Below are 6,660 nucleotides of genomic sequence, written 5' to 3' on the forward strand. Positions count from 1 at the left end.
TCCGTGCGGTCGGCGGCGATCAGCTGGATGCGGCCCGCGGGGACGTCCAGGACGACGGAGACGGGGGCGGGAGTGGCGAACGTCTGCATGGTGGGTTCCTTCGGTCGTGGCGCGAGCCGGCTCGTTGCCGCTCGTCGTTTCCGATGACAGAAACGCTACGTTGCGTTCATGAATCTGACAACGCAGTTGTTGCATCAATACTTGATAGATGCAGGTCAACACGCATATTTCGTTGCACTGGTTTGGGTATTAACGCAACGAACTCCTAGTGGGTTCGTTGCAATGAGATGTGGTTAACGCTCCGGCCCCACCCGGCATCCGCCCCCGCACGACGAAGACCCCCGGGCCGGTGGGCCTGGGGGTCTTCGAGGGGGCGTCGTGCCGGGGGGCCCGGTCAGATCAGTTCGGGCTGCGGCTCCGGGGCCGGGGTGGCGGCCGGGGCCGGCTTCGGCTCCCACAGGGCGGTCGTGCGGACGTAGGCGTAGATCACCGAGGCCATCGCCAGGATGAGCAGGGGGCCGAACAGCCACGGGCGCTCGGCCATCTGCACCGGCAGGAAGCGGTAGGACAGCAGGAGGGCCGTGAAGACCGTCGTGCCGTAGGCGACGAACCGCAGTCCCGCGCGGTCCCAGTCGTGGTCGAACGTGCGCAGGGCCGCCTCGATGGTGAGCGTGAAGACCACACCGGCGACCAGGTCGGCGCCGTAGTGGTAGCCGAAGCCGAGAGTCGCGGCGAGCGTGGCGATCAGCCAGAAGGTGCCCGCGAAACGCAGCAGGCGGGGACCCTTGCGGGAGTGGATGAAGATCGCGACAGCCCACGCGGTGTGCAGGCTGGGCATGCAGTTGCGCGGGGTGATCCCGTCGAACGGCATGGCGACCGGCAGGGCGGTCGACGGGAACGAGTGGGGCCAGACGGTGGCCACGGCCCAGGGCTCGGTCGGCGGCATCTCCGGCGCCCAGAGGCTGACGTCCATCCAGTGCGCGGTGCCCGTGCCGTAGGCGAAGAGCGGGCCGACCACCGGGAAGATCATGTAGAAGGCCGGGCCGAGGAGGCCGATCACCAGGAACGTGCGCACCAGGTGGTGACGCGGGAAGCGGCGTTCGGCGGCCACGTGGCGCAGCTGGTACAGCGCGGCGATCACCGCGGCCACCGGCAGCTGGCCGTAGACGAAGTCGAGGACGTTGAAGCCGATCGGGCCGCTCGCCTCGACGAGCCGGCCCACCAGCCACGACGGGTCGCCCAGGGCGTGATCGGCGACCGCCACGTACTGGTCGAGCACCGCCGGGCGGGTCTTGGAGGTGATCAGCAGCCAGATGTCACCGGTCTTGCGGCCGGTCATCAGGAGCAGCCCCAGGCCCACGCCCTTCAGCAGCAGGACCCGCTCCCGGCCGGTGCGGCGGGTGACGGCGAAGGCCGCGACGCCCAGCATCACCCACAGCGCGCCGTTGCCGAAGGGGTGCCCCTCCGTCGCGTCGGCGTCGACCGCCCAGCGCACCACCAGGAACACGAGGTCGATGCCGATCGCCGCCGCCAGCGCGATGAACCGCTGCCGCCAGGTGAGCACCACCATCATCAACGCCATCGAGGCATACAGCAGACCGCCCGACTTGGGGCGGAATATCACCTCTCGCGCCTGATTGGCCATAGGCCCCGATACGCCGTAATGCCGCGCGGTGAATTCCAGTGCGAGGAGGAATCCGAGGGCCGTGACAGCCACCGCTGCCCAGAGTCGCGTCCGCGGCCGGCGCCATAGGGGGAGCTCGGGTGTCCGGGGTATTCGCGAAAGGTTCTGCGGTGGTATGTGAGTCAACTTTGGCTGCTTCGCTAGATATGGGTCCTATTGAGGCGGTTTTGCTCGTCACCTTTCGAGCGGAGCCGCTTTCTTTCCTGTGAACATCAGTTCATCGGAGCAAGACGGAAAGACTACGGTCCGGGTTCCGCGCTCGTATACGGCAGGGGTTCGTGAACGTCGCCCGGCCTTCCGGCGGGCGATCTTGCGCGGGCGATCCCAGAATGAGGGTGGGCATCGGCTCGCCCGCGACGGCGCCGGGCGGGGCTGCCCGGGGCTGGAGGCCGTCGGCGTATGAGATGCGTGACAGTCCGCGGCGGAGCGCGAGACCGGGCGGGCCGGGTGCCTCGGCACGCCGACGCGGGGACCGCACGGCCATGACCGCGGACGAGACGATCGGCGAGGGGTCACGGGAACTGCACGTCCCCCTCCGCGCGCCGGATCCACGTCCGCCGGATCCACGTCCGGCGGGTCCCCCTCCGCTGGATCCACGCCCGGCGGGTCCCCGTCCGCCGGACTCACACCTGCTGGATCCACGCCCGCTCGGCCCCCGGGACCGCCCGCCGGACCTGCCGGACCACCTGCCGGAACCGACGGGCCGGCTGCCGGACCTGCCGGACCTGCCCGGCCCGCCCGACCACACGCCTGAGCAGGCACACCCCGCCGCCCTCCCGGCTCCCCCGCCTCCCTCCCCCGCTCCCGCCGCCTCCTCCGCCCCGCCCGACGAAGCCCTCGCCGTACGCGAGCTGGTCACCGTGCTCAAGGCCGGCTGGCCCGCGGTCGACGAGGGCGTGATCGAGGCCGCGGTGAGGGAGGCGTACGACGCGTTCCGGCCCGCAAGGATCAGGGCCTTCGTGCCGATCCTGGTCGAGCGGCGGGTCCGCAGGGCGCTGCGCGAGCACGGGGGGACACCGGGCGGCCCCGAGGACCGACGACGTGCCGGAGAGGAACTGATCGGTGATGGAGGACAAGAGAGCTGAGCGGATCGCCGAGTTCATCGAGCCGCTGAGGGTGCGCCCGGGATCCACGGTTCGGCTGGGGCGGGACTTCGATCCGCGGGACAAGGGCGGCCTGCGCAAGCGGGAGGGCGTCGAACTGCTGCGCAGCGGCGTCGAGCTGCTGGCGGAGTACCAGCAGCGGCTGGCCGCGCAGGACACCTACGGCGTGCTGATGTGCCTTCAGGCGCTCGACGCCGGGGGCAAGGACGGGACCATCCGGCACGTCATGAGCGGGGTCAATCCGCAGGGCGTGCGGGTGAGCAGCTTCAAGGTGCCGTCCACCGAGGAGCTGGACCACGACTATCTGTGGCGCTACGCCCGGCGCCTCCCCGAGCGCGGCGACATCGCGATCTTCAACCGCTCGCACTACGAGGAGACCCTCGTCGTACGGGTGCACCCCGAGCTGCTGGTGCGGCAGCGGCTGCCCGGCCTCGCCGAGGGCGCGAAGTTCTGGAAGCAGCGGTACCGGGAGATCAACCACTGGGAGCGCTATCTCACGGACAACGGGTTCAGGGTCGTGAAGATCTTCCTGAATCTGTCGAAGGAGGAGCAGCGCACGCGTTTCCTGAAGCGGCTCGACCTGCCGGAGAAGAACTGGAAGTTCTCCGCGGCCGACGTCCGGGAGCGCCGGTACTGGGACGACTACCAGCACGCGTTCTCCGAGATGCTCTCGGCGACGAGCACCCGGTGGGCGCCCTGGTACGTGGTGCCGGCGGACCGCAAGTGGTACGCCCGGATCTGCACCGCGGCGGTTCTCGCACACACGCTGATGGACATCGACCCGCAGTACCCGAAGGTGGCGAAGGCGGCCCGCAAGGAGCTGCTCGTCGCCAAGCGGAACCTGGAGCGGGAGGCCCCCGAGGGCCGCCCGGCCGACCCTTACGCGGCCCGGCACACAGCGGCCGACGGGAAGAAACAGCGCTAGGGCGGCGTCCGGTGCGTGCGCACCAGCGCCCGCGGCGGGCGGAACGCGCCGGACGGACCCGGTGCCGGGAAACGCCGCCGGGGCCTGTCCGGCGAGTGGGAAGAAGGCGCCGCCAGGGCGGTGATCGGAGGCAGCGATGACGGTGCATCAGGAACCGGTGGGCGAGCAGGGGCGGGCCGCGCCGGAGGCCGAGTGGTACGCCCGGTCCCCCGAGGCGGTCGTGACGGCCCTCGGCGTCGACCCGGCGGTCGGTCTCACCGCCGCGCGGGCGGCCGACCTGCTGGCCGCGCACGGCCCCAACGCCCTGCCCGAGGAGGCCAGGATCCCCACCTGGCGCCGGTTCCTCGCCCAGTACCGCAGCTATATGCAGCTGGTCCTGGTGGCCGCGGCCGTGGTGTCGTTCGCGATCCAGGAGTGGACCACCGCGATCCTGCTCGTCGTGCTGACCCTGCTCAACGCGGTCGTGGGTCTGCGGCAGGAGGGCAAGGCGGAGAGCGCGATGAACGCCCTCCAGTCGATGCTGAAGGCCACCGCGCGGGTGCGCCGGGACGGCACGGAGGCCGAGATCCCCGCGGAGGAGCTGGTCGTCGGCGACATCGTGCTCCTGTCGGCCGGGGACCAGGTGCCCGCGGACGGGCGGATCGTGGAGGCCAGCGCCCTGCAGATCGACGAGTCGGCGCTCACCGGGGAGAGCGTCCCCGCGGCGAAGGACACCCATGCCCTGCCGGGCGGGCGGGACCTGCCGCCGGGCGACCAGACCTGCATGGCGTTCATGAACACCCCGGTCACCCATGGCAGCGCGCTGCTCGTCGTGACCGGCATCGGCGCGGACAGCGAGCTCGGCAAGATCTCCGGCATGCTCGCGGCCACCGAGAAGGAGGTGCCGCCGCTCACCCGGGAACTCGACCGGCTGACGCTGTGGATCACCGGGGCGGCCGGCCTCACCATGATCGTGATGTTCGCGCTGGGGCGCAGCCGGGACGAGGCATGGGACGCGCTGTTCGTGAGCGCGGTCTCGCTCGCCATCGCCGCCATCCCGGAGGCCCTGCCGACCGTGACCCAGGCGATCCTGTCCGTCGGCAGCCTCAACCTGGCGAAGCGCAACGCCATCGTCAAGGAACTCCCGTCGGTCGAGACCCTCGCCTTCACCTCGGCGATCAACTCCGACAAGACCGGCACCCTGACGATGAACCAGATGACGGCGGTCGAGGTGATCAGCCCCACCGACCGCTACACGGTCTCGGGCACGGGCTACGAGCTCACGGGGCAGATCCACCACGCCGCCGGGTCCTCCGCGGGCATCGAGGACGCGATCCTGCCCTACGTCGTCGCCAGTGACGCCAGGCTGGTGGACGGCGAGGTCGTGGGCGACCCCACCGAGGGCGCGCTGCTGGTGCTCGCGCACAAGGCGGGCCTCGACGCGGACGCCACCCGCGAGGGCCTGCCCCGGCTCGCGACGCTGCCGTTCGACCCGGAGTACAAGCTCATGGCCACGTTCCACTCGGCGGCCGACGCCTCCGGACGGCCGGTCGTCAGATGCTTCGTGAAGGGCGCGGCCCCGGCGGTGACGGCGCGGGCGGCGACCGCGCTCGCGGCCGGGGTGAGCGTCCCGTGGGACGCGGATCTGCGGCGGCGGGCCGAGGCGCAGACCGAGCGGATGGGCGGCGAGGGGCGCCGGGTGATGGCCGCGGCCACCCGGGATCTGGACCCGGCCGCCTTCGACCCGGGCGGCGACCTGCTCGGATACGTCACCGAGCTGCGGATGACGAGCCTCGTCGGCATGGTCGACCCGCCGCGCAAGGAGTCGAAGGCGGCGGTGGCGGACGCGCAGGCGGCCCACATCAGGGTCCGGCTGATCACCGGCGACGACGTCACCACCGGGGCGGCCATCGCCCGCCAGATCGGCATCCCCGGCGAGGCCCTGCTGGGCTCCGACTTCGCGGCGATGAGCGAGCGGGAACGCCTCGCGCGCATCGACGGCATCGGGGTGGTGGGCCGGGTCGCGCCCGAGCACAAGGTGCTGCTCGCCGACACGCTCAAGAAGAAGGGCGAGGTCGTGGCGATGACCGGGGACGGGGTCAACGACGCGCCCGCCATCAAGGCCGCCGACATCGGCATCGCGATGGGCAGCGGCACGGACGTGGCGAAGAACGCGGCCCGCATGATCCTGTCCGACGACAACTTCGCGACCATCGTCTACGCGGTGGAGCAGGGCCGGACGATCTTCGACAACCTCACCAAGTACATCCGGTTCGTGCTGCTTCTGCTGGTCACCTTCGTGGTGACGTTCCTCGGCGCGACCGTGCTGAACATCGCGGGCGGTGAGCCCTTCACGCCGCCGCAGGTGCTGTGGATCCACTTCGTGGTCAACGCCTCGTTCGGCTTCGCGCTCGGCTTCGACAAGGAGAGCCCGGGGCTGATGCGCCGCAGGCCGCGGCCGCGCGGGGAGTCGGTGCTCACCCGGCCGGTGCTGGTCACGGTCGGGCTCGGCGGGCTGGCGATCACCTGCGGGCTGCTCGGGCTGATCAAGATCGGTGAGTCGCTCTACGACGGCACGGAGACCGGCCAGTCGATCGCGTTCACGGCGTTCGCGCTCTGTCTGGTGGTGGCCGCGTTCGAGTGCCGCAGCCAGACGGAGTCCGTGCTGACGCCGTCCACGTTCGACAGCAGGCAGATGAACTGGGTGGCCCTGGCCCAGCTGGTGCTGGCGGTCATGGCGACGCAGCTGGACGGCTTCCGCCGCATGCTGGGGACGAGCGAGATCAATGCGCGGCAGTTCGGCTGGGCCCTGCTGACGGCGATCGCGCTGCTGCTGCTGTGGGAGCTGGGCAAGCTGGTGGCCCGGCGACGGTCCGTCTGAACGGCGCGGGGGGGGGGGGGGGGGGGGGGGGGGGGGGGGGGGGGGGGGGGGGGGGGGGGGGTCCCCCCCCCCCCCGGGGGGGTTGTTT

The 6,660-nt window shown here is 71.3% G+C and carries 4 protein-coding genes and 1 pseudogene; 3 read left to right on the forward strand and 2 right to left on the reverse strand.

The annotated features are described in order from the left end of the window. Positions 1-89: pseudogene (locus ACZ6SQ_RS37860) on the reverse strand (DUF4097 family beta strand repeat-containing protein); the annotation flags it as partial. A 305-nt stretch (positions 90-394) separates the two neighbouring features. Beyond that, positions 395-1,810, reverse strand: coding sequence for a phosphatase PAP2 family protein (locus tag ACZ6SQ_RS37865; protein WP_469570522.1), 1,416 nt, complete (start codon positions 1,808-1,810; stop codon positions 395-397). A 356-nt stretch (positions 1,811-2,166) separates the two neighbouring features. Between ACZ6SQ_RS37865 and ACZ6SQ_RS37870 the strand changes: the two genes are divergently transcribed. The 3 genes from ACZ6SQ_RS37870 to ACZ6SQ_RS37880 all read left to right on the forward strand — a co-directional run bounded on the left by ACZ6SQ_RS37870 (position 2,167) and on the right by ACZ6SQ_RS37880 (position 6,572). Then, complete coding sequence (locus tag ACZ6SQ_RS37870) at positions 2,167-2,769, forward strand: three-helix bundle dimerization domain-containing protein (RefSeq protein ID WP_469570524.1); 603 nt, start codon at positions 2,167-2,169, stop codon at positions 2,767-2,769. Then, entirely contained in the window at positions 2,750-3,712 is a 963-nt protein-coding gene (locus tag ACZ6SQ_RS37875) for a polyphosphate kinase 2 family protein (RefSeq protein WP_469570526.1), read from the forward strand. The genes ACZ6SQ_RS37870 and ACZ6SQ_RS37875 overlap by 20 nt, the downstream gene beginning before the upstream one ends. Before the next feature lie 136 nt (positions 3,713-3,848). Then, positions 3,849-6,572 carry a cation-translocating P-type ATPase gene (locus ACZ6SQ_RS37880; protein ID WP_469570528.1) on the forward strand — a complete coding sequence of 908 codons (2,724 nt, stop codon included), beginning with the start codon at positions 3,849-3,851 and terminating at the stop codon, positions 6,570-6,572. The last annotated feature ends 88 nt before the right edge of the window (positions 6,573-6,660 follow it).

The organism is Streptomyces sp. NPDC048600 (assembly GCF_055587025.1).

Coding starts and splice junctions, on each gene's coding strand:
- ACZ6SQ_RS37870 (WP_469570524.1), top strand. CDS start 2,167: ATGACCGCGGACGAGACGATCGGCGAGGGGTCACGGGAACTGCACGTC.
- ACZ6SQ_RS37875 (WP_469570526.1), top strand. CDS start 2,750: ATGGAGGACAAGAGAGCTGAGCGGATCGCCGAGTTCATCGAGCCGCTG.
- ACZ6SQ_RS37880 (WP_469570528.1), top strand. CDS start 3,849: ATGACGGTGCATCAGGAACCGGTGGGCGAGCAGGGGCGGGCCGCGCCG.